The sequence below is a fragment of the Rhizobium aureum genome, assembly GCF_030182495.1.
Lineage (GTDB): Bacteria > Pseudomonadota > Alphaproteobacteria > Rhizobiales > Rhizobiaceae > Rhizobium > Rhizobium tropici_C.
Genome location: NZ_JAQJCI010000003.1, coordinates 55472 through 81325 on the forward strand (window position 1 = coordinate 55472; position 25854 = coordinate 81325).

Below are 25854 nucleotides of genomic sequence, written 5' to 3' on the forward strand. Positions count from 1 at the left end.
CTGTCGAACGGAAAATGCAGGTGCGGCCCAAAAAGGGCCGTGCCGCTCCCTTTTTCATGGGTCTGCTGCGATTCCTTGTCGTGGCCGTCACCACCTATCTCGGCCTTCTGGCCGTCACCTTTTTCATCGGGCGCGTCATACCGATCGATCCGGCGCTTGCGATCGCCGGCGATCACGCGCCGCAGCAGGTGCTGGAGCGTCTGCGGCGCGAGATGCATCTCGACGAACCGCTTTATCTGCAGTTCTATTACTATCTGCTGAGCGCACTCAGCGGCGATTTCGGGACGTCTGTGCTGACGACCAATCCGGTCATGGATGACATCAGGCGCGTCTTCCCCGCGACGATGGAGCTCGCCACCGTTGGCACGATCATCGGCGCCTTGTTCGGGGTTCCCTTCGGTGTGCTCGCCGCGGTGCGTCGCAACAGCATGATCGACCAGATCGTCCGCGTGATCGGCCTCGTCGGCTATTCGGTGCCGGTCTTCTGGCTGGCCATGGTCTCGCTCGTCATCTTCTATGCGAAGCTGAACTGGGTCGCCTATCCCGGCCGCATCGACATCGCCTATGAATATAGTTTCACGCCGGTCACGGGCTTCTTCCTGCTCGATAGCGCCATGCAGGGCCAATGGGACGTCTTCTGGGACGTGTTCCGCCACATCATCCTGCCGGCATCGCTGCTCGGTTATTTTTCGCTCGCCTATATCAGCCGTATGACCCGCAGCTTCATGCTGAACGAACTGGGGCAGGAATATATCGTGGCCGCTCGCGCCAAGGGTCTTTCCGAGACGCGGGTGATCTGGGGCCATGCATTGCGCAGCGCCGCCGTGCCGCTGATCACGGTGATTGCGCTCTCCTACGCCGGGCTGCTCGAAGGCTCCGTGCTGACGGAGATCGTCTTCTCCTGGCCAGGCATCGGTTTCTATATCACCAGTTCGCTGCGCAATGCCGACATGAATGCCGTTCTCGGCGGCACGATCGTCGTCGGCACGGTGTTCATCGGCATCAATCTGATTTCCGATCTTCTGTATCGGACACTCGACCCAAGGACCCGACGTAAATGACTGTCGAGACCACCCAACCCAGCTTGAGGGACTGGCTGCTCTCCGATCGGCCACAGTCGCGCCGGCAGGCGAGGCTAGGGCGCGCCTATGTCACCTGGCGGCAGTTCTCCGCTAATCGCCTGGCCGTCATCGGACTGCTGATCATCGTTGCGCTCGTGCTTGTGGCGGCGCTCGCCGATGTGATCGCGCCGCATTCGCCCGTCATTGGCGATCTCACGAATGCCTATCTGAAACCGCCCGGCACGCCGGGTTATCTTCTCGGTACCGACGATCTCGGCCGCGATATCCTTTCGCGCCTCATCTACGGGTCGCGCTGGACGCTCTATATCGTCGTCCTGGTCGCGATCATCTCGGCGCCGATCGGGCTGATCATCGGCATGGTGTCGGGCTATCTGGGCGGCTGGGTCGATGTGATCCTGATGCGCATCACCGATATCTTCCTTGCCTTTCCGAAGCTGGTGCTGGCGCTTGCCTTTGCCGGTGCGCTCGGCGCCGGCATCGAGAACGCCGTGATCGCTATCGCCATCACCTCCTGGCCGCCCTATGCGCGCCTGGCGCGGGCCGAAACGATGACGGTGCGGCGTTCGGACTATATCGCCGCCGTGCAGCTCATGGGCGCTTCGCCGCTGCGCATCATCTTCCGCCATGTCATGCCGCTCTGCATCTCCTCGGTCATCGTCCGCGTCACGCTCGACATGGCCGGCGTCATCCTGACGGCCGCCGGCCTCGGCTTCCTTGGTCTTGGTGCGCAGCCGCCGCTGCCGGAGTGGGGCGTGATGATCGCAAGCGGCTTCAAATACTATCTCGATCAATGGTGGGTGGCGGCCATGCCCGGCATTGCGATCCTTATCGTCAGCCTCGGCTTCAACCTGCTCGGCGACGGCCTGCGCGACGCGCTCGATCCGAAGGAGAGCGGGCAATGACGACACTTTTGACCGTCGAGAACTTGAGGGTTCGTTATCCGACCCGCACCGGCGTCATCGACGCCGTACGCAGTGTGTCCTTCACGCTCGGTCGTGAGCGGCTCGGCATCGTCGGCGAGAGCGGATCCGGCAAATCGCAGACCGGCCGCGCCATCATGGGGCTGACGCCGCCGCATGGCATCGTCACCGCCGACAGATTGAATTTCAGCGGCATCGACTTGCTGTCGATCTCGGCCAAGGAGCGCCGGTCACTGCGCGGCAAGCGCATTGCCATGGTGCTGCAGGACCCGAAATATTCGCTCGATCCCGTCATGACCATCGGCCGGCAGATCACCGAGACGCTACGCACCCATGAAAAGGTGAGCAAGGCCGAGGCCCGCGACCGTGCCATGGCCATGCTGGAAGCGGTGCAGATCCGCGATCCCGGCCGCGTCTACGACCTGCATCCGCACGAGGTCTCGGGCGGCATGGGCCAGCGCGTCATGATCGCCATGATGCTCATCGCCGGGCCGGAGCTGCTGATTGCCGACGAGCCGACTTCCGCGCTCGATGTCACGGTGCAGCTCGACGTGCTCAAGATCATGGACAAGCTTGTCTCCGAGCGCGGCATGGGGCTGATTTTCGTCTCGCACGACCTGCGGCTGGTGTCGTCCTTCTGCGACCGCGTGATCGTCATGTATGCAGGTAAGGTGGTGGAAGAGCTCAAGGCTTCCGAATTGAACAATGCCCAGCATCCCTATACGCGCGGTCTGCTGAACTGCATGCCTGTTATCGGCGAAAACCGGCATCCGCTGCCGGTGCTCGACCGCAAGCCGGAGTGGGCGGCATGACGACAGCACTCGCAGTTGATGGCCTCAGCGTCGTCTATGATGGCTATTATGCGCTCGATGCCGTCGGCATCGACGTGAACAAGGGCGAATCCTTCGGCCTGGTCGGCGAGTCCGGCTCCGGCAAGTCGACGCTGCTGCGCGCCGTTGCGGGCCTCGCGCCCGTTACCGACGGCACGATCCGTGTCGGCGGCGAGCAGCTGAAGGGCGCCAGGCGCAGCAAGGCCTTCTATCGTCAGGTGCAGATGGTGTTTCAGGACCCCTACGGTTCCCTGCATCCGCGCCAGACGATCGACCGACTGCTGCTGGAGCCTTTGTCGATTCATGGGATCGGCGACACGGAGACCCGGATCGCCAGGGCGCTGGATGAAGTCGGCCTCGGAAAAGGCTTCCGCTTTCGCTATCCGCACCAGCTCTCCGGTGGCCAGCGCCAGCGCGTTGCGATTGCGCGCGCGCTGATCGTCGAGCCGTCGATCCTGCTGCTCGACGAGCCGACTTCGGCGCTCGATGCATCGGTGCAGGCCGAGGTGCTCAATCTGCTCGAACAGGTGCGCAGGGACCGCCATCTGACCTTCGTGATGGTGAGCCACGATCTCGGCGTCGTCACCCATATGTGCGAGCGCTTGGCCGTCATGCGCAACGGCGCGGTCGTCGAGAGGCTGACCGCAAAGGAGCTGGCAGCCGGCGACGTGAAAGAAGATTACACCCGCAATCTGATGATCGCCAGCAAGGGGTTCGTCCGCGCCTGAGTGGGCGACACCTTGAGCCTTGCCGCGTTAACGAATGGGACGGGTAAACACGACCAATCGTATAGACTATTGACACCCGCCGCAATTCTGTCATGATCTCGTTAATGGCAGTTAACTTTCGTGATCCCGATAAGGGGTCAGACGTTAAGTGGAGGCAGGCATGTTTTTCATGGGTGGCATGACCATGGGCTATCTTCATCCGCCGGTTCCGGCGAAGCAGGAAGGTGCACGGTCTGCCTCTCTTTCCGACGAAAACATCCGCCGCCAGGCCGGATCTGCCGAAGAGCAGGCGGCCGATACCAGCGCTATCGAGCGCAGCTTGATTTGGGCCCGCCGCATTCTTTGCTGAATTGGCATTGCCGATCTTTCGGGTCCTCGAAATCCAGTGGTTTAATTTTTCTCAGCTGGCGCTCTGGACGGAAATTCATCTCTACCTAGTTGATAGAAAATATATGAATAATCGTCCCAGGGTTTGACCTGAGAGACATATAAGAAACGAACGGAGGCAACACATGGCGAATTTGGGTATTTCGAATACGCATGTGAATCAGTTCGATGGTTCCAAGCGCGCCGCACAGACGCGGCACAAGATACAGACGGCGATCCATGTCGCCCTCTTCTCCGCCGCATTCCTATTCGTTGCGGCCATCGTTTGCGGCATCGTCGTCTAAACGCGATGCTTTTCGGGGCGGTAGCCCATGCCGCCCGCGCAGCATGGTCCTGTTTGCCGCGCCTTTCGCGGCGTTAAGGGCCAGGCAGAGCTGGGATTGCCGGGCGCCGGATACGGGCCGACCTGGCCGATATTCTGTTTCATTTCACAGCAACTCTCCCTTTCTCCCGCTGGCAGAACTTCGCCGGGCAAAGAAAATTTGCCTGGCCGATAGAATATGCCGCACAGAAACGGTAAACTTCCCGAAAATAAAGAGCATTCGAGAGAGCGGTCGGCGCGATCATGGCCCGGCGGCACGGAGGGGATCAAAAGGCTCTTGCGCATTGCGCATTTTCCCTGATCGTGAGCAGCACCGTTTTCGTATGGCAGTTGGGACCGAAGGGGCCGGAGTTCTGCGCGTCGGCGGGCGGCGGCCAATCGATCAGCCTGTGAACCGTTTCGAAAGCGATGCGTCCCGACAGGAATTTGCGAATCTTTTTATGGGGTTCAGTTTAAGTTCATCTTCTGCGGGATATTGAGGGTTCAATATTCCGAACCATGCTGAATTTCCGAAACGGGATGAATCAGCCCAGGGAGAATGCCTCATGACCTTGATAGATTGTCGTTGACCTGTGCGGATCGCTGCCGGAACCATTTGGCCGCGTATCCAATTTCACGGGCACCTCTTGGATGATGACGAATAGTCGCCGCAATCTTTAAGAACGCTCCGTGAAAATCTTCGCCTTTATATGTTTGTTCTAAGCCGTCACTTCGAATTCACCCCCTTCGCCCGCCGGGAAGCGAAGCAAAAGGGTCCAAATGCGTGAATTCTTGCGTCGGGCAGGGCAAAAACGATAAAGGCGACAATGCCACTCACTCTGTTTGGACCCAGAACCCGAATCCATGACATCTCAAAATCTCTCCACCGTTACGCCACGTGATTCTGAAGCCAAGCAGATCGATCACAACGATGCGATCCGCGCCACCTATTTCTCCAACGAGCAAATAAAGGAATGCGGCGCGGCCTTTGCCCGCAACGGCGCGAAAACCAAGCTGCCAGGCTTTGCGCCCTTCGATTTCTTCGCGCGGCACAAGGAAAACGAGAAAGAGATCCTGCGCGTCTATCGCTCGGCCAATGCCGATGTCGATGCCGGTGAATCGATCACGCCGGCCGCCGAATGGCTGCTCGACAACCACTACATCATCGAAGAGGCCATTCAGGAAGTCCGCCGCGATTTTCCGAAGAAATTCTACGATCAACTGCAGACGATCACCATCGACGGCATGGTGATGCCGCGCACCATGGCGCTTGCCTGGCTCTATGTCGCTCACACCCACAGCACGGTTTCCAATCAGGGCCTGCTGGCATTGGTGGAAGGCTTCCAGTCGGTGGAGATGCTGAAGATCGGCGAGCTCTGGGCTGTTCCCTCGCTGGTGCGTTACATCCTTGTCGAAAACCTGCGCCGCATTTCGAGCCGCGTCGAGCAGAGCCGCATGACGCGCAAGAAGGCGAATGCCGCCGTCGATGAGCTGATCCGCCTCAATGACGACGCCAAGGTCGCCGAATTCCTGAAGACGCTCGAGCCCTATACCTCGGACAATACCTTCGCCACGCAGTTCCTCTACCGCCTGCGCGACGGCTCGCATACGTCGGGCCTCGCCGTCACCTGGCTTGAGAAGCGGCTGACTGACGCCGGCACCGACGCCGAAAGCGTCATGATGGCCGAGCACAATCGGCTGTCGTCGGGTAATGTGACGATGGGCAACATCATCAAGAGCCTGCGCCTGATCGACGATACCGACTGGTCCGTCTGGGTCGAAGAGGTCAGTGCCGTCGACAAGCTGCTCTGGGACGAGACCGATTATGCCAAGCTCGATCCGGGCTCGCGCAACAGCTATCGCCGCCGTATCGAAAAACTCGCCCGCCGCTCCGACAAGACCGAAATGGAGATCGCCCAGGTCGCCATGGCGATGACCGAGGCGGCCAAGGTATCGGGCGAAGTCCAGCCGCATGAGCCGAATATCGGCGATTTCATCATGGGCCAGCAGACGCAGAAGCTGGAGAAGGCGATCGGCTACCGTGTGCCGATTTCGGTAAGCTTCGTGCGCCAGTGGCGCAAGCTCAACTGGCTGTCGATCGCGGCGCCAGTACTGTTCCTGAGTGTCGCGGCGCTCGCCATCGTCGGCTATTTCATGCTGCATGCCGGCATGGGCTGGGCCGAGACCATCCTGCTGCTCCTGATGTTCTCGCTGCCGGCATCGGAAGGCGCCACCGGCCTCTTCAACTTCTTCGTCACCATGTATCTGACGCCGGCGCGCCTCGTCGGCTACGAATTCAAGGAAGGCATTCCCGAAGAAGCCCGCACGCTGGTCGTCGTACCGACACTGATCGGCAATCGCGACAGCGTCGACGAACTCGTGCGCAATCTCGAGGTCCATTATCTCGCCAATCCACGCGGCGAAGTCTATTACGCGCTGCTCAGCGACTGGCCCGACAGCCAAGAGGAAGAGAGCGAGCGCGATCTGGAAATCTTGGATTACGCCCGCCGCGAAGTCGCCAATTTGGCTGCACGCTATGACGAAGATGGCGTCCAGCGCTTCTATCTGTTGCATCGCCGCCGCCTCTATAATCCGTCCGAAGGCGCGTGGATGGGCTGGGAGCGCAAGCGCGGCAAGCTGCACGAGCTGAACATGCTGCTGCGCGGCGACCGCGATACCACTTTCCTGCCCGGCGCCAATATCGTGCCGAAGGACGTCCAGTATGTGATGACGCTCGATTCCGACACGCGTCTGGTGCGCGATACGGTTACGAAGCTTGTCGGCAAGCTGCATCACCCGATCAACCGCCCGGTCTTCGATCCCGAGAGCAAGCGCGTCGTGCGCGGCTACGGCGTGCTGCAGCCGCGTGTCACCCCGTCGCTGACGACGGGCAAGGACGCGTCGGTGTTCCAGCGCGTCTTCTCGGTCAACCGCGGTCTCGACCCTTACGTCTTCGCCGTCTCCGACGTCTATCAGGATCTGGTCGAGGAAGGCACGTTCACCGGCAAGGGCCTCTATCACGTCGATGCCTTCGAAGCGTCGCTAAAGGGCAAGATCGAAGAGAACGCGGTTCTCAGCCATGACCTGCTCGAAGGCTCGATGGCGCGCTGCGCTCTGGTCACCGACTGCGAACTCGTCGAGGATTTCCCGATCCGCTACGAAGTTGAGGTCTCGCGCCAGCATCGCTGGGCGCGCGGCGACTGGCAGCTGCTTTCTTATCTCTTCAATCCGAAGCGTGGCGTCACCGGCCTCGGCCGCTGGAAGATGATGGACAATCTGCGTCGCTCGCTGACGCCGATCGCCTGGTTCTTCGCTTCCGTCCTCGGATGGTACTTCATGGAGCCGTTGGCGGCGCTCATCTGGCAGATCCTGTTGATCTTCTGCCTGTTCGTCGCGCCGACGCTGTCGCTCATCAACGGCATCATTCCGCGCACAAGCGATATCGTAGCCCGGGCCCATCTCTACACGGTCTGGTCGGATATCCGTGCCGCCAACGCGCAAGTCGCGCTGCGCATCGTCTTTATCGCCGACACCGCCTGCGTCATGGCTGATGCCATCGGCCGTTCGCTCTACCGTGCCTTCGTCAGCCGCAAGCTGATGCTGCAATGGCGAACCGCCGCAAGCGCCCAGGCTGCCGCGCAAACGACTATCCTTGGCCACTACCGCGTCATGTGGCATGCGCCAGTGCTGGCGCTGCTGGCCTTGGCTTTTGCTTCGCTCTCCGGCGACAACGCCTTCTTCGTCGGTATTCCCTTTGCGCTGCTTTGGGTCCTGTCGCCGGCGATCGCCTGGTATGTCAGTCAGTCGGCCGAGACCGAAGACAGGCTCGAAGTGCCGGAAAGCGTCTCCTTCGAACTGCGCAAGATCGCGCGGCGCACCTGGCGCTATTTCGAAACCTTCGTCGTCGAACAGCAGAACCATCTGCCGCCGGATAACGTGCAGCAGACCCCGAATGCGGTCGTGGCCTCGCGCACGTCGCCGACCAATATCGGCGTCTACCTGCTGTCGGTCATTTCCGCGCGTCACTTCGGCTGGACCTCCTTCGAGGAAACCATCGATCGCATGGAAAAGACCATGGCGACCGTGGCGAAGCTCGAAAAGTTCCGCGGGCACCTGTGCAACTGGTATCACACCGATACGCTGAAGCCGATGGGCGCTCGCTACATCTCGGCCGTCGATAGCGGCAATTTTGCCGGCCACCTGATTGCGGTTTCCTCTGCCTGCCGCATCTGGGCGGAAGCACCATCGGCGCATATGCAGGGCAATCTGGACGGTATCGGCGATGTCGCCGGCATTCTTGCCGAAACCCTTGCCGAGCTCCCAGACGACCGCAAGACGGTTCGCCCGCTGCGCCGCCGCCTGGAAGAGCGCATCGTCGGCTTCCAGAACGCGCTCGCCGCCGTCAAGCGCGAACATGAGTTCGCTTCCATCCGCGTCATCAACCTTTCGGTTCTGGCGCAGGATATCCAGAAACTTGCGGCAAACCTCGACCATGAGGTGAAGTCGACGCAGAGCGGCGAGGTGCTTACTTGGTCGCAGTCGCTGGTGAGGGTCTGTGAAGGCCATATCGCCGACAGCATCTTCGATCTCGCCAATGTGGATTCGCTGCGCCAGCGTCTGGCGAAGTTGCGCGACCAGATGCGCGATCTCGCCTTCGGCATGGAATACGGCTTCCTCTATCGTCCGGAGCGGCGCCTGCTTTCCATCGGTTTCCGCGTCGAAACCAACGAGCTCGATGCGGCCTGCTACGACCTTCTGGCCTCCGAAGCCCGCCTGACCAGCCTTTTCGCCATCGCCAAGGGCGATCTGCCGACCGAGCACTGGTATCGTCTCGGCCGCCAGGTCGTTCCCGTCGGCTCGCGCGGCGCGCTGGTTTCGTGGTCGGGCTCGATGTTCGAATATCTGATGCCGCCGCTCGTCATGCAGGAGCGTCAGGGCGGTATCCTTAACCAGACGAACAATCTGGTCGTGCAGGAGCAGATGAACTACGCCAAGCGCCTTGGCTCAGATATTCCCTGGGGCATTTCGGAAGCGGCCTTCAATGCTCGCGACCACTACATGCACTACCAGTACACCAATTTCGGCGTGCCTTCGCTCGGCCTCAAGCGCGGTCTCGGCCAGAATGCCGTCATCGCACCTTACGCCTCGATCCTCGCCAGCCAGTATCGTCCGGCTGCGGCGCTCGAAAACCTGCAGAAACTGCGCAAAGTGGGCGCGCTCGGCATCTACGGCTTCCACGATGCCGTCGATTTTACGCCGACCCGCGTTCCGGAAGGCAAGAAGTGCGCGGTGGTCTACAACTACTATGCACACCATCACGGCATGTCGATTGCCGCGATCGCCAACGTCGCCTTCAACGGCCGCCTGCGCGAGCTCTTCCATGCCGATCCGGTGATCGAAGCTGCCGAACTGCTGCTGCAGGAAAAGGCGCCACGCGATATTCCGGTCATGGCCGCCAAGCACGAGAGCGACCAGCCGGCCAATATCCAGGAAGACATGCTGCGTCCGGAAATCCGCAAGATCGCCGATCCGGCCACGCAGGATCGCGAACTCGCCTTCCTCTCCAACGGCCATTATTCGGTCATGCTGACGGCGACCGGCGCCGGTTATTCGCGCTGGAACGGCCTGACGGTCTCGCGCTGGCGCGCCGATCCCACGGAAGACCGCTGGGGCACGTTCATCTTCCTGCGCGATACCGCCTCCGGCCAGTGGTGGTCGGCGACCGCGGAGCCGCGCAGCATCGAGGGCGAGAAGACCAAAGTCTCGTTCAGCGACGAAAAGGCTGAATACAGCAAGACGGTCGGCGATCTCACCAGCGACGTCGAATGCATCGTCGCGACCGAGCACGATGCCGAAGGCCGGCGCGTGACGCTGCTCAACATGGGCACGGAGGACCGCTTCATCGAAGTGACCTCCTATCTCGAGCCGGCGCTTGCGAGCGATGACGTCGATTCCGGTCACCCGGTCTTCACGCGCATGTTCGTGCGCACCGAGATCGGCAATGGCGGCGATGTGCTCCGCGCCGAGCGCAACAAGCGCGACTATAACGAGCCTGACATGTCGGTCGCCCATCTGGTCGTCGACAATGCCGGATCCGAACGCCCGACCGAATTCGAAACCGATCGCCGCAAATTCCTCGGCCGCGGCCGCACGCTTGCGGAAGCTGCAGCTTTCGATCCGGGTGCGTCGCTCTCCGGCACGGACGGCTTCACCATGGACGCCTGCCTGTCGCTGCGTCGCGTCGTGCGCGTGCCCGCGGGCAAGAAGGTCAGCATCATCTTCTGGACGATTGCCGCCCCGAACCGCGAGGAGGTCGACAAGGCCGTCGAGCGTTACCGCAATCCCGACACCTTCGGCATCGAGCTGACGCAGGCGTGGACGCGCACACAGATGCAGATGCGCCATGTCGGTGTCACCTCGCAGCAGGCGGCCGCCTTCCAGAAGCTCGCCCGCTATCTCGTCTATCCGGATATGCACCTGCGTGCCGATGGCGCCACCGTGCAGGCCGGCCTGCATTCGCAGTCCGCACTCTGGCCGGTGACGATCTCGGGTGATTTCCCGATCTTCACCCTGCGCATCAACGACGATATCGATCTCGAAATCGCCCGGGAAGCGCTGATGGCGGCGGAATATCTGCGTTCACGCGGCATCACTGCCGATCTGGTAATCGTCAACGAACGCGCTGTCGAGCAGGCCCAGGACATGCAGCGCGAGCTGGATAAGCTCGTCGAGCACGTACGCCACAACCAGGGTGACGGTCTCCGGCAGAACATCTTCTCGGTCCGCAAGGACCAGATCGAAAACGAGACCTACCAGGAGATCCTTGCCGCATCGAGGGTGATCTTCCATGCCCGCAACGGCAAGCTCGTCGATCAGATCGCCCGTGCGGCGACGCTGTTTGCCTCCGCACAGTCCGATGGGCCGGCGCCGGTCAATCGGCTTACCGTGCCGGCAGCGCTGCAGGAGTCGGTTTTTGCGGCCGACGCTCTGGAGGCGCAGGACGATCTCGATTTCTGGAACGGTTATGGCGGTTTCTCCAAGGATGGCCGCGAATATGTGGTTCGTCTGCCCGGTGGGCAGTCGACGCCGCATCCATGGATCAATGTCATCTCGAACGAGCGCTTCGGCTTCCATGTGCCCGCCGAAGGCGGCGGCTTCACCTGGAGCCACAATTCGCGCGACTATCAGCTGACGCCCTGGACAAACGACATGGTCATCAACCGTCCGGGCGAGGCGCTCTACGTCGCCGATCTCGACAGCAACAAGGTCATGACACCCTATGCCGGCCTGTCGCGCAATGCGAAGGTCCGTTTTGAGGCGCGTCACGGTCTCGGCTATTCCGTCTTCTCGAGCGAAGAGGATGGCGTGGCGCTGGAGCTGACGCAGACGGTCGATCGCGAGCGCCCGGTCAAGCTCTTCCGCCTGCGACTCAGCAACAATGGCGCCGGCAGCCGGCGGCTGCGGATCTACAATTATGCGGAATGGGTACTTGGCACCAACCAGAACAAGACCAGGCCCTTCATCCTGTCGACGCTGGATGAGGAGACGGGTGCGCTGTTTGCCAACAACCCCTACAGCATCGATTACTTCAAGCGGACTGCCTTCATGGCGGCGAGCGAGACGCATTCGAGCTTCTCGGCAAGCCGCCGTGAGTTCATCGGCCGTCACGGCACCATCCAGATGCCGGAAGCCGTCGTTACGGCTGCCGCGCTCTCGAACTCGACCGATCTCGATGGCGATCCCTGCGGCGCTCTGGCCTTCGATGTGACCGTCGCGGCCGGCGAGCAGAAGGAAATCTGCTTCTATATGGGCGATACGGCGACCGTCGAAGAGGCCCGCGCGCTGGTTTCGGAAATTCGCAAGGCCGATTTCGAGGCCGTGCTTGCGGCGGGCCGGGAGTTCTGGGATGGCTTCACCGGCCATGTGAAGATCTCGACGCCGGACAAGGCGATGAACAACATGATCAACGCTTGGCTGCCTTATCAGAGCCTCGGCTGCCGCATCATGTCGCGTACCGCCTTCTACCAGTCGTCGGGTGCCTTCGGCTTCCGCGACCAGCTGCAGGATACGCTGGCGTTCCTGGTGCACAAGCCGGAGCTTGCCCGCAACCAGATCCTCAATGCTGCCCAGCGTCAGTTCCGCGAGGGCGACGTGCAGCATTGGTGGCTGCCGGGCAGCGGTGCCGGCGTGCGCACGCATATTTCGGACGATGTCGTGTGGCTCGCCTATGCCATCGACCAGTACTGCACCGTGACGGGCGACAAATCGATCCTCGACGAGGAGCTTGCCTTCGTCGAAGGTGCGGCGCTGATGCCCGGAACGCATGACGTCTTCTATCAGCCGACCGTGTCGCAGGACAAAGTTAGCGTCTACGAACATGCGGCGCTCGCCCTCGATCTCGCGATCAAGCGCAAGGGAGGCAGCGGGTTGCCGCTGATCCTCGGCGGTGACTGGAACGACGGCATGAACCGCGTCGGCATCCAGGGCCGCGGCGAAAGCGTGTGGCTCGGCTGGTTCCTGGCCGGCATGCTCACCGCCTTCCTGCCCTATGCCGAAGCACGCGGCGACAACGAGCGCGTCAAGCGCTGGTCCGATCATCTGCCGGAACTGCGTAAGGCGCTCGAATCGGCCGGCTGGGACGGCGGTCATTATCGCCGCGGCTATTTCGACGATGGCAGCCCGCTCGGCTCCAGCGAGAATTTCGAATGCCAGATCGATTCGATCGCGCAGTCGTGGAACATTCTCTCCGGCGAAGGCGACAAGGCGCGCGGCGAGAAGGCGATGAATGCCGTTCTCGACAAGCTGGTGGACGATGAAAACCGTATCATCCGGCTGTTCACGCCGCCCTTCGCCAAATCGGCGCGCGATCCGGGCTACATCAAGTCCTACCCGCCTGGTGTGCGCGAGAATGGCGGCCAGTATACCCATGCGGCGACCTGGGTCGTCATGGCGCTGGCGGAGATGAATCGCGGCGACGATGCCTGGCATTGCTTCGACATGCTGAACCCGATCAACCATGCACGCGATCGTGATGAGGCCGATACCTATCGTGTAGAGCCCTATGTGGTTGCTGCTGATATTTACGGCGAAGGACAATTGACGGGCCGTGGCGGCTGGACCTGGTACACGGGCTCTGCTGGCTGGCTGTATCGTGTCGCTGTCGAAGGCATTCTCGGCATCCGCGTGAAAAACGGCCGACTTTTCGTCAAGCCGGCCCTGCCTTCGAACTGGGACGGCTTTGCGGCGGATCTCGAGTTACCGGGCGGAAATTACCGCATTTCCGTCTCAAAAGCGCCCGATGCGGCGGGATACTCGGTTACCATCAATGACAGGGCGATCGCCCATCCCGAAGAGGGCTATCCGATCGGACAGTAGCGTTTCTGCACTGTTTCGCTTCGACGATCGGGGCCAAAGGGGGAACTCTTTGGCCCCGATTGCATTTGAGTGTCGGAACAGGAGAGTTTTATGAATTCGAGGGCGGATATGAGCTCGGTGCCGGCACAACGGTTGAGTTCGCCGAAGCCGGTCTCCCAGAGGGATACCCGACTGGATGTTCTCAGAGCCCTGGCTCTGATCATGATCTTCATCAACCATGTGCCAGGGCAGATCTTCGAGGATTTGACCTCCAAGAATTTCGGCTTTTCAGACGGGGCGGAAGCCTTCGTACTGATCTCCGGCATCTCGGTCGGCCTTGCCTATGGAACGAAGTTCTCATCCGGCAATCGGCTGAAAATGGCATGGAAGGCGATCAAGCGGGCATTCACGCTCTATACCGCCCATATGATCACGACCTTCGTGACGCTGGTGCTGTTCATCTCGGGGGCATGGATTTTTCACCAGAAGGGCCTGCTGTGCGAAGTGAACATCCTCGCCCTGCTGATGGACCCGGCACGCGGCATACCGGCGCTGCTGACGCTCGGGCACCAGATCGGCTACAACAATATCCTGCCGATGTATGGCGCGCTGTTCCTGATGCTGCCGCTGATCATGCTGCTAGAGGCGAAAAACCCGCTGCTCCTGCTGCTGATTTCCGTCTGCGTATGGCTGGTGTCGGGCATCTACTATATCGCGCCGCACACGACGCTGCTCGATGGATTCTGGTTCCTCAATCCACTGTCGTGGCAGCTGCTCTTCGTCATCGGCTTTATGGCTACCATGCATGTCAAACGCGGCGGGCGCATCCCCGTGCATCCGGTGTTGATCGCGCTTGCGTCCGCCTATGTACTCCTGTCCTTCATTTGGGTGACCGACAAGCTCTGGATCCTCGGCGATTATCTCGCCACGTTCGGCCTGCCCACCGTCGTTACCGGCTTCGACAAGACGTTCCTGTCGCTGCCGCGCCTGCTGCACGTGCTGGCGCTCGCCTATCTGATCGTCAGCATACCCTCCATTTCGCAGTTGCTGCGCCGTTCCGCTAGCCATCCGCTGACGATCCTCGGTCGGCATTCCCTCAGCATCTTCGTGGCGGGCACGATCCTGGCCATGGCCGGTCAGGTGATCCTCTATGTGACCAACAAGAGCCCGACTGTCGGCGCGATCTATGTCGTCATCGGCATCGCCGCACAATTCTTCTATGCCTATCATCTGGAGCACAAGCGGCTGCAACTCGCCAATCCGCATGCGGCGAAGGTGCCTGCAAGGGCGATCACTATGCCCGCACATCTCGCGAAGCGCCGCTGATCTCCTAGAGCTGCGCACTGGTGCGCAGCTCAATCCCATGTTTTTCTTCAATATTTTTGATTGTGACACTTTCGCGAAGGAAGTGTGACGTGATTTTTCTGCAACGCGGCATGATTGCACTGCATCGCAGCAAAAATTCGAGTGTCCAAAATCTTATTGTGCAAAATTTAATTGTTATATGGTCGATGTGGCGGGCTCGGGAAGCGCCGTCATCGCGTCGCCGGTGTCGTTCAAGGGGATGGCCGCGCTTTCGTGGGGATTGTCAAAATCGGGAATGAGTAGGGACGTCGAATTCTCGGCGCGGCAGCTCATGTCCAATCGATACTGAATTGGAGTAATCTAATAAATATCAGAAGTCTTCTTCTCGGCTCGGCCGCCGCCCTGGCAGCCGCATCGGGAGCGCAGGCGGCTGACGCCATCGTGGCTGCCGAGCCGGAACCGCTTCAGTACGTTCGTATTTGTGATGCTTACGGCCCTGGTTACTTCTTCATCCCGGGCACTGAAACCTGCCTCAAGATCGGCGGCCGTGTCCGTACCGAAGGCGAGTGGTACGATGCCTACAACCCGAACAGCAAGAACGGTACACTCTGGCACACCCGTGCAGAGCTGAGCGTCGACACCGCGACTGACACCGAATACGGCCCGCTGAAGACCAACACGGTCGTCCGTTGGGACTGGAACGACGGCAACTCCACCTCCACCAAGCTGCTGTTCGCCAACATCAGCCTCGGCGGCTTCCTCGTCGGTAAGGCCGATTCGCAGTACAACAACTACATGGGTTATGCCGGCAACGTCATCAACGACGACGTGATCTATGACGGCCCGAAGGAACTCAACCAGCTCACCTATAAGTATGATGCTGGCAACGGCTTCACGGCGGTCATCTCGCTTGAGGATTCCAATTCTTCCAGCGATACCTCGTCCTACGGCGGCGCTTGGCAAACCGGCACGGGCAACCATTATGCTCCTGACGTCGTTGCCGGGGCCGGCTACAAGACGGGCCCATGGACCCTTCGTGTTATCGGCGGCTATGACTCGATCGTCGAAGAAGGCGCTATCAAGGCTCGTGTCGATGCCGACTTCGGCGCATTCTCGGCCTTCTTGATGGGCGGCTGGAACACCGATGGCGACAAGCTCAACAAGTATGCCGGTTCCTACCTGAACAGTAACCGGTCCGCCTGCCCGACCAACGGCGCGGATTGCGGCTGGGGCGACTGGGCATTCTGGACAGGCGCCAGCTATCGGCTGAACCCGAAGCTGCAGGCCAACGCCCAGGTTGCCTACACCGACTCGCAGATCTTCGCCGCCACCGCCAACGTTGCCTGGCGTCCGGTCAAGGATCTGCTCGTTGAGCCGGAAGTTTCCTACACGAACTGGGATGCCGCCGACGCCGATCAATGGGCCGGCGTGCTCCGCTTCGAGCGCAAGTTCTGATCTGATACCGGCCGGGCGCCGATATTAACTCCTGGTGCGCCCAGCCAATTGACCTCCGATCAGAAAACGGAAAGGCCCGGTTTTCCCGCCGGGCCTTTCTTAATTGTGGTTCAGCTTGTTTATTCTGAGTGCAGGTTTCTTGCAGATAAAGCCCTTCGCCCCAGGCCTCTGCCCATTCAACGGGGAGAGGCCTGGGGCGAAGGGCACGTGTGCTTGGGGTGAGGAGCCGTACATCGAACCCGGGCGTTGCCCGGCCTGACAAAAGCCGTCCGGCGCAAATCGTCGGCAATAAAAAAGCCGGAAGAGCGGTGCTCTCCCGGCTTCGATCTTGGGCCCCTTGCGAAGATCAGGCGGCTTCGGTTTCCGTTGTATGTGCCTTGCGGACTTCCTCGTCCGTCAGGATGCCGCTGGCGCGCAGTAGGGCGGCGAACCGGCCGTTGCTCTGGCTAAGCTCGTTGAAGCTGCCGTTCTCGATGATGCGGCCGTTGTCCAGGAAGAGGACCATGTCGGCCTCGCGGACCGTTGACAGGCGGTGCGCGATGATAAAGGTCGTGCGGTTCTGGCGCAGATTGTCGATCGCCGTCTTGACCCGGTTTTCGGTTTCGACGTCGAGCGCGCTTGTGGCTTCGTCGAGCACGAGGATCGGAGCGTCCTTCAGGATGGCGCGGGCAATCGCGATACGCTGGCGTTCGCCACCGGAAAGCTTGTTGCCACGTTCGCCGACGCGGGTCTCGTAACCGCTTTCCCGGTTTTCGATGAAGTCGTTGGCGGCGGCGGCCTGTGCTGCGCGGACCATTTCCTCCTCCGTCGCACCTTCGCGGCCGAGGCGGATGTTGTCGCTAATCGAGCGGTTCAGCAGGCCGGCATCCTGGAAGACGGTGGCGATGAAGCGGCGCAGCGACCTGCGCGTCACCTTGGTGATGTCGTGACCGTCGACAAGGATCTGGCCCTTCTGCGGATCGAATACACGCTGCAGCAGGTTGACGAGCGTCGTCTTGCCGGCGCCGGTCGGGCCGACGATGGCGACGGTCTGGCCAGCCTTCACCTTGAAGGAGATGTCGTGCAGGCCCTGCGACGAGTTGGCGAAGCCGAAGGAGACGTCGCGGAATTCGACTTCGCCCTTGACGTCCTTGATCTCGGCAAGGCCGGCCGGCTCTTCGCGGTCGCGGACCGAATCTTCCAGCGTGTAGAAGTCTTCGAGCTTGGCGCGGGCTTCGAAAATCTGGTTGGCGAAGTTACGCAGCTGCTCGAGGCGGCCGATCAGCACGTTCGCAAAGGCGATGAAGGTGATCAGGGCACCGAGGCTCAGGCTGCCACCCTGGACGAGGACGGTGCCGATCATCAAGATCGCCATCATCGCGACGGTCGACGCCGTGCGGTTCAGGGCACCGGCAAGGGCCCACCAGTCGAGGACGGGATACTGCGCAGCCAGCAGCCGCTCGGTGAACGACTTCAGCGCCTTGGTTTCCGCCTCGATGCGATTGTAGCTATGCAGCACCGAAACGTTGCTGATCGAGTCGCTGACATGCGAAAAGACGGTATTGTAGTGACTTTCGACCGAGCTCTGGCCATCTTTCGTGCGGTTCATCACCAGGCGGCCGATGATCCAGTAGAAGACGCCGAGCAGGATCAGCACAGCCGAAAGGCGCAGGTCCATGGCTATGGCGGTCGGGATCATGACGATGAGCGCGACGGCGGTCGTCAGGTGGTTGCGCATGAATTCGAGCCACAGGCCGAACAGCGCCTCGCAGGCGCGCAGCAGCGTGTTCAGCGCACTCGCCGTGCCGCGCTGGCTATGCCAGGAGAGCGGCATCGAGATGATGCGGCCGAACGCTTCGGTCAACAGGGATGCGCGGCGGCCATGCGCGAGACGATCTGCCTCGCGGGACACCACGATAAAGGCGACCGCGCTGAAGACGGCAAAGCCGGCCCACAGCATCATGGTCGGAGCGACTGCGTCTTTCTTGGCAATGGCGTCGAAGATGCGGCCGAACAATACCGGTTCGTAGATGGTGGTCATCGCAAGTGCGATGTTTGCGATCACGACCATCCATACGCGGTATCGATACGCGCCAAGATACTTCAGGGCTCTTGCATAGACTTTGAACAGTGACACGGTCTGGCACCCTCTGTGCATCAGCAAAACTCGGAATGCTGAGACACTACAGATCGGTACCTGAACCGGCGATTAACGGAATTTGCAGCTGTTTTTTCAGGGAATTTTTCGCGCAATGCGCGCGATGGCGCGATGACGGCGCTATCGGTCGCCGCAAAAATATGACAATTTGAGGAGACTTGGACGCGACAGTATCGCGCATCTCCAAGCACCGCAGAGATCGCCATTCACGGTTGAACGGTAAAAAAATCGCTAAGGGCGTTCAATTTTGCGCCGGCATGAGTATGTTGCCGGCGATTGAGCGCGCCGTGGGGCCAGACGGGCATGGTGGCAATGTCCGTCCGTCGATAATTCAGGCTGCAAAGCCGAGGGGTAGATGTGAATATCCATTCGCTGTTACAATTGCTTGTAGTCCTCGAAGAGTGCAAGCTCGCCAACGAGGTCGCAACCGAACTCGAGCGGGTGCTCCGCTCCTACAAATTCGAATTCTACGGCTTGCTAAAGCAGACGCGGCCGAATGTCGATGTCGCGAACTTCATGCTCGCGGGGCGCTGGCCCGATCGCTGGCCGCTGATCTATGTTCGCAAGCGGTACATGCTCGTCGATCCGGTCGCGCGCTATCTCGGCCGGGCGCAGCGTCCTTTCCGCTGGCGCGATGCCGTCATTGCCCTGAAGGCGGATCCGCTGCGGCGGCGGATGGACCAGATGATGGCGGACGCCCGTGCCAACGGGCTTGTGGACGGCTATGTCTTCCCGATCCATGGGCGGAGTGGCTTGCTTGGGTGCATGACGATCGGTGGCGAGGCGGTCGATCTTTCTCCGACTGAGCTTTCCCTTTTCGATGCAGTCGCCAAAAAGGCCTTCTGGCGACTTCTGGAGCTGAATGGCGAAGCGCAATCGCTGGAAGATCCGGGAAGGACCGAGCTGAAGCTGACCAAGCGCGAGATGGAGGTGCTGAACCACCTGGCCGACGGCATGACGTCGATCGAGATCAGCCGGCTGCTGACGATCTCCAACCATACCGTCGATTGGTACATGAACAGTATCCAGGATAAACTCGATGCCAAGAACAGGCAGCATATCGTGGCTATTGCTTTCAGAAACGGACTTATTCCGTAATGGCAACTATTTTGCTGTCGGATGTCGCAGGAGAAATTGAACTTCCTGTAACAAGAAGTTAAGAATTCTCTTCGCGGGTGCAGCATTGCCCGTTTCGATGCCGTGAGGAGACAGCATTGCCCATTTCCAAGATCCTGGTTGCCAACCGTTCCGAAATCGCCATCCGCGTATTCCGCGCCGCCAACGAGCTTGGCATAAAAACGGTGGCCATCTGGGCCGAGGAAGACAAACTCGCGCTGCATCGCTTTAAGGCTGACGAGAGTTATCAGGTCGGCCGCGGTCCGCATCTTGCCCGCGATCTCGGGCCGATCGAGAGCTATCTGTCGATCGACGAGATCATCCGCGTGGCCAAGCTGTCCGGCGCCGATGCCATTCATCCAGGCTACGGCCTGTTGTCGGAGAGTCCCGAATTCGTCGATGCCTGCGATGCCGCCGGCATCATCTTCATCGGTCCGAGGGCCGACACGATGCGACAGCTCGGCAACAAGGTGGCGGCGCGCAACCTGGCGATTTCGGTCGGTGTGCCCGTCGTGCCGGCAACCGAGCCGCTGCCGGATGATATGGCCGAAGTCGCCAAAATGGCCGAAGAGATCGGCTATCCGGTCATGCTCAAGGCTTCATGGGGCGGCGGCGGTCGCGGCATGCGTGTCATTCGCTCCAAGGCCGATCTCGCCAAGGAAGTGACGGAAGCCAAGCGCGAGGCGAAGGCTGCCTTCGGGAAGGATGAGGTCTACCTCGAAAAGCTCGTCGAGCGCGCCCGCCACGTCGAAAGCCAGATCCTCGGCGACACGCACGGCAATGTCGTGCATCTGTTCGAGCGCGACTGTTCGGTTCAGCGCCGTAACCAAAAGGTCGTCGAGCGCGCGCCGGCGCCTTATCTGACGGACGCGCAGCGCCAGGAGCTGGCTGCCTATTCGCTGAAGATCGCCGAAGCGACACATTATATCGGCGCCGGCACCGTCGAATATCTGATGGATGCCGATACCGGCAAATTCTACTTCATCGAAGTCAATCCGCGCATCCAGGTCGAGCACACGGTGACCGAAGTCGTCACTGGCATCGATATCGTCAAGGCGCAGATCCACATTCTCGATGGCTTTGCCATCGGCACGCCGGAATCGGGCGTTCCGAAGCAGGAAGACATTCGCCTCAACGGCCATGCGCTGCAGTGCCGCGTGACGACGGAAGATCCGGAGCACAATTTCATCCCGGACTACGGCCGCATCACCGCCTATCGCTCGGCTTCCGGCTTCGGTATTCGTCTCGACGGCGGCACCTCCTATACCGGCGCGATCATCACCCGTTACTACGATCCGCTGCTGGTGAAGGTGACCGCCTGGGCGCCGAACCCGCAGGAGGCGATCGCCCGCATGGACCGCGCGCTGCGCGAATTCCGTATCCGCGGCGTGGCGACGAACCTCACCTTCCTTGAAGCAATCATCACGCATCCGAAATTCCGCGACAATAGCTATACCACGCGCTTCATCGACACGACGCCGGAGTTGTTCCAGCAGGTCAAGCGCCAAGATCGCGCCACCAAGCTTCTGACCTATCTCGCCGATGTCACCGTCAATGGCCATCCGGAAACGCGCGGCCGCCCGGCACCTTCGCCGAAGGTCGCCGAACCCGTATTGCCCTATATCGACGGCAAAGTGCCCGACGGCACCAAGCAGTTGCTGGACAAGCTCGGCCCACAGAAGTTCGCTGAATGGATGCGCGGCGAGAAGCGCGTGCTGATGACCGACACGACGATGCGTGACGGCCATCAATCGCTGCTTGCCACCCGCATGCGCACCTATGATATCGCCAGCGTCGCCGGCACCTATGCGCGCGCCCTGCCGCAGCTTCTGTCGCTGGAGTGCTGGGGCGGCGCCACCTTCGATGTTTCCATGCGCTTCCTGACGGAAGATCCGTGGGAGCGCCTGTCGCTGATCCGCGAGAGTGCGCCGAACCTGTTGCTGCAGATGCTTTTGCGCGGCGCCAACGGCGTAGGCTATACAAACTATCCCGACAATGTCGTGAAGTATTTCGTCCGCCAGGCTGCCAAGGGCGGCATCGATCTCTTCCGCGTCTTCGACTGCCTGAACTGGGTCGAGAACATGCGCGTGTCGATGGATGCCGTTGCCGAGGAGAACAAGCTCTGCGAGGCGGCGATCTGCTATACGGGGGATATCCTCAATTCCGCCCGCCCGAAATACGACCTGAAATATTACACCGATCTTGCCGTCGAGCTGGAAAAGGCCGGTGCCCATATCATCGCGCTGAAGGACATGGCGGGCCTGTTGAAGCCGGCTGCGGCCAAGGTGCTGTTTAAGGCGCTGCGCGAGGCGACCGGTCTGCCCATCCACTTCCACACGCATGATACCTCGGGCATTGCCGCCGCGACGGTGCTCGCCGCCGTCGACGCCGGCGTCGATGCCGTGGATGCGGCGATGGATGCGCTGTCGGGCAATACCTCGCAGCCCTGCCTCGGCTCGATCGTCGAAGCCCTTAAAGGATCCGAGCGCGATCCGGGCCTCGATCCCGAATGGATCCGCCGCATCTCCTTCTACTGGGAGGCGGTGCGCCATCAGTATGCCGCCTTCGAGAGCGATCTCAAGGGACCGGCTTCGGAAGTCTATCTGCACGAAATGCCGGGTGGACAGTTCACCAATCTCAAGGAGCAGGCGCGTTCGCTTGGGCTTGAGACCCGCTGGCACCAGGTGGCGCAGGCTTATGCCGACGCCAACCAGATGTTCGGCGATATCGTCAAGGTGACGCCGTCTTCCAAGGTCGTCGGCGACATGGCGCTGATGATGGTGTCCCAGGACCTGACGGTTGCCGATGTCGAAAACCCGGCCAAGGATATCGCCTTCCCGGATTCGGTCGTTTCCATGCTGAAGGGCGATCTCGGCCAGCCGCCGTCCGGATGGCCGGAAGCTCTGCAGAAGAAGGCGCTGAAGGGCGACAAGCCCTATACGGTCCGTCCCGGCTCGCTGCTTGCCGAAGCCGATCTCGATGCCGAACGCAAGACGATCGAGACCAAGCTGGAGCGGAAGGTCGACGATTTCGAATTCGCCTCCTATTTGATGTATCCGAAGGTCTTCACCGATTACGCGCTGGCGGCCGATACCTACGGACCTGTCTCGGTATTGCCGACGCCGGCCTATTTCTACGGCCTGAAGGAAGGCGACGAGCTCTTTGCCGAAATCGAGAAGGGCAAGACGCTCGTTATCGTCAACCAGGCGATGACGGCGACCGACGAGAAGGGCATGGTGACCGTGTTCTTCGAGCTCAATGGCCAGCCGCGCCGCATCAAGGTGCCGGATCGTGCCCATGGCGCTTCCGGCAGCGCTGTCCGCCGCAAGGTCGAGACCGGCAACGCCGCCCATGTCGGCGCGCCGATGCCGGGCGTCATCTCCACCGTCTTCGTTTCGCCCGGCCAGGCGATCAAGGCCGGAGATGTGCTGCTGTCCATCGAGGCCATGAAGATGGAGACGGCGCTGCACGCCGAAAAGGACGGCACGGTTTCCGAGGTGCTGGTGCGCGCCGGCGACCAAATCGACGCCAAGGATCTGCTCGTCGTCTATGGCGCATAAATCCAAGCTTCGTTAAGATACGATAGGCGGCCGGATCGGGCCGTCGATCGCGAAGCGGTGACTTTCGTCGCGCGCATCGGAGGTCGGCTCTCCGTATGCGATCGCGACGAAGGCATCTCATAGTTCTCATGTCGGATCATCGTAGCCAGGTTCGTGAAGGCGGAGACATGACGGAAGCGATTTCCTTACGGGCGGCGACCGATGCCGATGTTGATAAAATCCGGGCGCTAACGCGCGAGGCCTATGGCAAGTGGGTGCCTCTTATCGGCCGCGAACCGTTGCCTATGATGGCAGATTATGCCGAGGCTGTGCGCAAACATCGCATCGATCTCGTGGACGCCGGTGGCGAGCTTGTGGCGTTGATCGAGATGGTGCCGGCCTCGGATCACCTGTTGATCGAGAACGTCGCCGTATCGCCGCGCCATCAGGGAAAGGGTATCGGCGGGAGACTGCTAGTTCATGCCGAGCAGGTTGCGGCCACGCTCGGCGTCGACGACATTCGGCTCTACACCAACAAGCGCTTTACCGAGAATGTGCAGCTCTATCTCAGACATGGTTATGCGATCGACCGCGAGGAGCCACTGAAAGACGGCTTTCTTGTCCATATGAGCAAGCGCATCGGCTAGGCAGGCCACTATCTCGGCTTCCCGATCCCGGCTGCCCAGATTGCCGCCAGGAGCGCAAGCACTGCGGAGATCAGCATCAGGGTGAAAAGCGTATGGATCGTTGCAGATTGGGCGAGAAATATCCCAGCGATCGATCCGATGAGCGCGCCGCCAGCAATCCGCATGGCGGCGGCGAGGCCTGCTGCCGTTCCCACAATATCCGATCTGACCGACATGGCGCCGCTATTGGCGGCCGGCATGGTCAGCCCGTTGCCGATGCCGATGAAAATGCAGGGGCCGAAGAGCGTCAGAACCTCAACCATGCCCGACAGTGACAAGCTGAGACCAACCGACAGGCCGATACAAGTGAGGAGCCGCGCGATGACGAGGATAGTACCGAGCGGAATTCTTGCCCCGTAGCGGCCGGCGAGATAGCTGCCCAGAATGAAGCCGGCGGGAACGAGGCCCATGTAGAAGCCGAGCTGGGCGCTCGAGCCGCCGAGCGCATCGCCTATCGTGAGCGGCGCTCCGCCGAGAAAAATGTAGAGCACGCCCATCGAGCAGGCCATGCAGAGTGTATAGGCCCAGAACCGAGCAGAACGTAGAAGAAGTCCATAGGAGGCGATGTAATTTCTCTGCGTACCCGTCGAAGGTGCTTTCGATCCTTTCAGTTCGCGCAAGGACAGAAGGAAGGCGGCGATGCCGAAGATGGCAAGGACGACGAAGCTTGCCTGCCAGCCGAAAAACTCGTCCAGCGAACCGCCGAACAGCGGGCCGACCATCGGCGCCAATGCCCATCCCATGGCGAGGTAGCCGAACTTGCTGGCAGCCTGGCGCTCGTCCGATGTTTCCTTGATGATGACGAGTGCGACGGAATAGCACGGTCCGATGCACGCCTGCATCATGCGGCACAGGAGGAAGATGCCGATGTTCGGAGCGAGAACGCAGCCGATCGAAGCGACGATGAAGATCGTAAGCGCCGTCAGGACGACCGGCCGGCGTCCGAACTGATCCGATATCGCGCCGCCGATCGCCTCAAGGAACGCGGTGACAATGGAAAAGCCGGCGACCGAGAGGTTTACGAGAGCGAAATCGGCGTGGAATGCCGCCGCTATCTTCGGCAGGGATGGCAGGATCATGTTAACCGGCAGCACGGCAAGCGCCGAGAGCAGGATGAGGGTTATCAGCCGCGGTGGTGCGGCGGCTCTTTCGGTCGCCGTGTCGTTGGTTGGCTGCTTGGATGAATGGTCGATGCGGCTTTCGGTGCGCGTCATGGCCTTGTCCGTCGTGTTGATGGGAAGCCGAGGGGGTCTGACGAGGCGCGCCCTCTTTTCAGGGCAATAAAAAAGGCCCCGTCAGGAGCCTGCTTACCGCGCATGGGTGCTTTCGCCGGATGGTTACACCATCCTGCCCATGCGCCTTCCTACCACTACGAGAACGAGTGCCGTGTTCATGGCATTAGAGCTAACCGTAAAGTTGCGCAGCGTCAACTCAAGCCTTGCATCGATAAGGCCTTACAGGAGGATATATCGACCAACGACTAAGGCCGCGTATTGAGGTCGGGGCGAGCAGCGTATATCGCGCTGCGAAGCATCTCGGCGCCTTCTTCACCAAGCATGCGCTGCGACACGCCAGTATATTTAAGCTTCGTTTCCGCCGATTCTCGCCACGCGATGATAGCAGGGCTGGCACCTTCAGGAAGCTTCGCCATTTCTATCTGCGTCCATCGGATTTCTACCGGTGAGCCTACCATCCGATTTACAACCAAGCTTGCTTCCCCCACGATCACATGAACCCGACGGCGTATCAAACTGAACGCGATAAATACGGCCCACAAGGCGAAGACACAGCCAGTGATTAGTGCGGTTGAGGAGCCGTAAAGTCCGTCCCGGATATTCCATATGGCACCAGCAACCATGATGAAGAGACTGACCAGCATATTTTTGGTCTTGCGTGGAGTTCGGCGAAGTTCCTGCAACGAATCGGCCCCTGACGTAATAACAGAATTAGAATCCTACCGACCGCCGAATGGCCCGCCAAGGTAGTGAATATGGTGTTTCACGGGTTTTCAATT

At 60.6% G+C, this 25854-nt stretch carries 16 protein-coding genes; 12 read left to right on the plus strand and 4 right to left on the minus strand.

What is annotated here, in order from left to right:
* The first annotated feature begins 14 nt into the window (after positions 1–14).
* The 6 genes from PH552_RS09110 to PH552_RS09135 all read left to right on the plus strand — a co-directional run bounded on the left by PH552_RS09110 (position 15) and on the right by PH552_RS09135 (position 4231).
* Positions 15–1061 (plus strand): ABC transporter permease, encoded by a 1047-nt coding sequence (locus PH552_RS09110; RefSeq protein WP_432421998.1) that lies wholly within the window; start codon positions 15–17, stop codon positions 1059–1061.
* Entirely contained in the window at positions 1058–1984 is a 927-nt protein-coding gene (locus PH552_RS09115) for an ABC transporter permease (RefSeq protein WP_113249595.1), read from the plus strand. Before PH552_RS09110 ends, PH552_RS09115 begins: the two co-directional genes overlap by 4 nt.
* Positions 1981–2814, plus strand: a complete 834-nt coding sequence (locus PH552_RS09120; RefSeq protein WP_285165884.1) for an ABC transporter ATP-binding protein — start codon at positions 1981–1983, stop codon at positions 2812–2814. Before PH552_RS09115 ends, PH552_RS09120 begins: the two co-directional genes overlap by 4 nt.
* Positions 2811–3560: an ABC transporter ATP-binding protein gene (locus PH552_RS09125; protein WP_112341616.1), complete on the plus strand. Its 750-nt coding sequence runs from the start codon at positions 2811–2813 to the stop codon at positions 3558–3560. The genes PH552_RS09120 and PH552_RS09125 overlap by 4 nt, the downstream gene beginning before the upstream one ends.
* A gap of 160 nt (positions 3561–3720) precedes the next feature.
* Positions 3721–3909 carry a hypothetical protein gene (locus PH552_RS09130; protein ID WP_112341615.1) on the plus strand — a complete coding sequence of 63 codons (189 nt, stop codon included), beginning with the start codon at positions 3721–3723 and terminating at the stop codon, positions 3907–3909.
* A 163-nt stretch (positions 3910–4072) separates the two neighbouring features.
* Complete coding sequence (locus tag PH552_RS09135; RefSeq protein ID WP_181592308.1) at positions 4073–4231, plus strand: hypothetical protein; 159 nt, start codon at positions 4073–4075, stop codon at positions 4229–4231.
* Here PH552_RS09135 and PH552_RS09140 read toward each other — a convergent pair.
* Positions 4228–4554, minus strand: a complete 327-nt coding sequence (locus PH552_RS09140; RefSeq protein ID WP_162736944.1) for a hypothetical protein — start codon at positions 4552–4554, stop codon at positions 4228–4230. The genes PH552_RS09135 and PH552_RS09140 overlap by 4 nt on opposite strands.
* 558 nt (positions 4555–5112) lie before the next feature.
* On the opposite strand from PH552_RS09140, the gene PH552_RS09145 reads away from it, so the two are divergent.
* The 3 genes from PH552_RS09145 to PH552_RS09155 all read left to right on the plus strand — a co-directional run bounded on the left by PH552_RS09145 (position 5113) and on the right by PH552_RS09155 (position 16362).
* Entirely contained in the window at positions 5113–13623 is an 8511-nt protein-coding gene (locus PH552_RS09145; RefSeq protein ID WP_285165885.1) for a glycoside hydrolase family 94 protein, read from the plus strand.
* 108 nt (positions 13624–13731) lie between these two features.
* On the plus strand, positions 13732–14928 hold the full coding sequence (locus PH552_RS09150; protein ID WP_113249637.1) for an OpgC family protein: 1197 nt from the start codon (positions 13732–13734) through the stop codon (positions 14926–14928).
* A 342-nt stretch (positions 14929–15270) separates the two neighbouring features.
* Entirely contained in the window at positions 15271–16362 is a 1092-nt protein-coding gene (locus PH552_RS09155; protein WP_183761745.1) for a porin, read from the plus strand.
* A 346-nt stretch (positions 16363–16708) separates the two neighbouring features.
* On the opposite strand, the gene PH552_RS09160 is transcribed toward PH552_RS09155, so the two are convergent.
* Positions 16709–18478, minus strand: coding sequence for a glucan ABC transporter ATP-binding protein/ permease (locus PH552_RS09160; RefSeq protein ID WP_112341612.1), 1770 nt, complete (start codon positions 18476–18478; stop codon positions 16709–16711).
* A gap of 378 nt (positions 18479–18856) precedes the next feature.
* On the opposite strand from PH552_RS09160, the gene PH552_RS09165 reads away from it, so the two are divergent.
* From PH552_RS09165 to PH552_RS09175, 3 genes are all read left to right on the plus strand, one after another.
* A complete protein-coding gene (locus tag PH552_RS09165; protein WP_113249597.1) occupies positions 18857–19597 on the plus strand; it encodes a helix-turn-helix transcriptional regulator in 741 nt (246 codons plus the stop codon).
* A gap of 116 nt (positions 19598–19713) precedes the next feature.
* Positions 19714–23175 (plus strand): pyruvate carboxylase, encoded by a 3462-nt coding sequence (gene pyc / locus PH552_RS09170; RefSeq protein WP_113249598.1) that lies wholly within the window; start codon positions 19714–19716, stop codon positions 23173–23175.
* A gap of 167 nt (positions 23176–23342) precedes the next feature.
* Positions 23343–23801, plus strand: a complete 459-nt coding sequence (locus PH552_RS09175) for a GNAT family N-acetyltransferase (RefSeq protein ID WP_113249599.1) — start codon at positions 23343–23345, stop codon at positions 23799–23801.
* Between the two features lie 8 nt (positions 23802–23809).
* Here PH552_RS09175 and PH552_RS09180 read toward each other — a convergent pair whose 3' ends face one another.
* Both PH552_RS09180 and PH552_RS09185 read right to left on the minus strand, forming a co-directional pair.
* The gene (locus PH552_RS09180) at positions 23810–25054 is read right to left on the minus strand and encodes a multidrug effflux MFS transporter (protein WP_285165887.1); all 1245 of its coding nucleotides are present in this window, start codon (positions 25052–25054) and stop codon (positions 23810–23812) included.
* A gap of 266 nt (positions 25055–25320) precedes the next feature.
* The gene (locus PH552_RS09185; RefSeq protein WP_285165888.1) at positions 25321–25758 is read right to left on the minus strand and encodes a hypothetical protein; all 438 of its coding nucleotides are present in this window, start codon (positions 25756–25758) and stop codon (positions 25321–25323) included.
* Positions 25759–25854 lie beyond the last annotated feature (96 nt).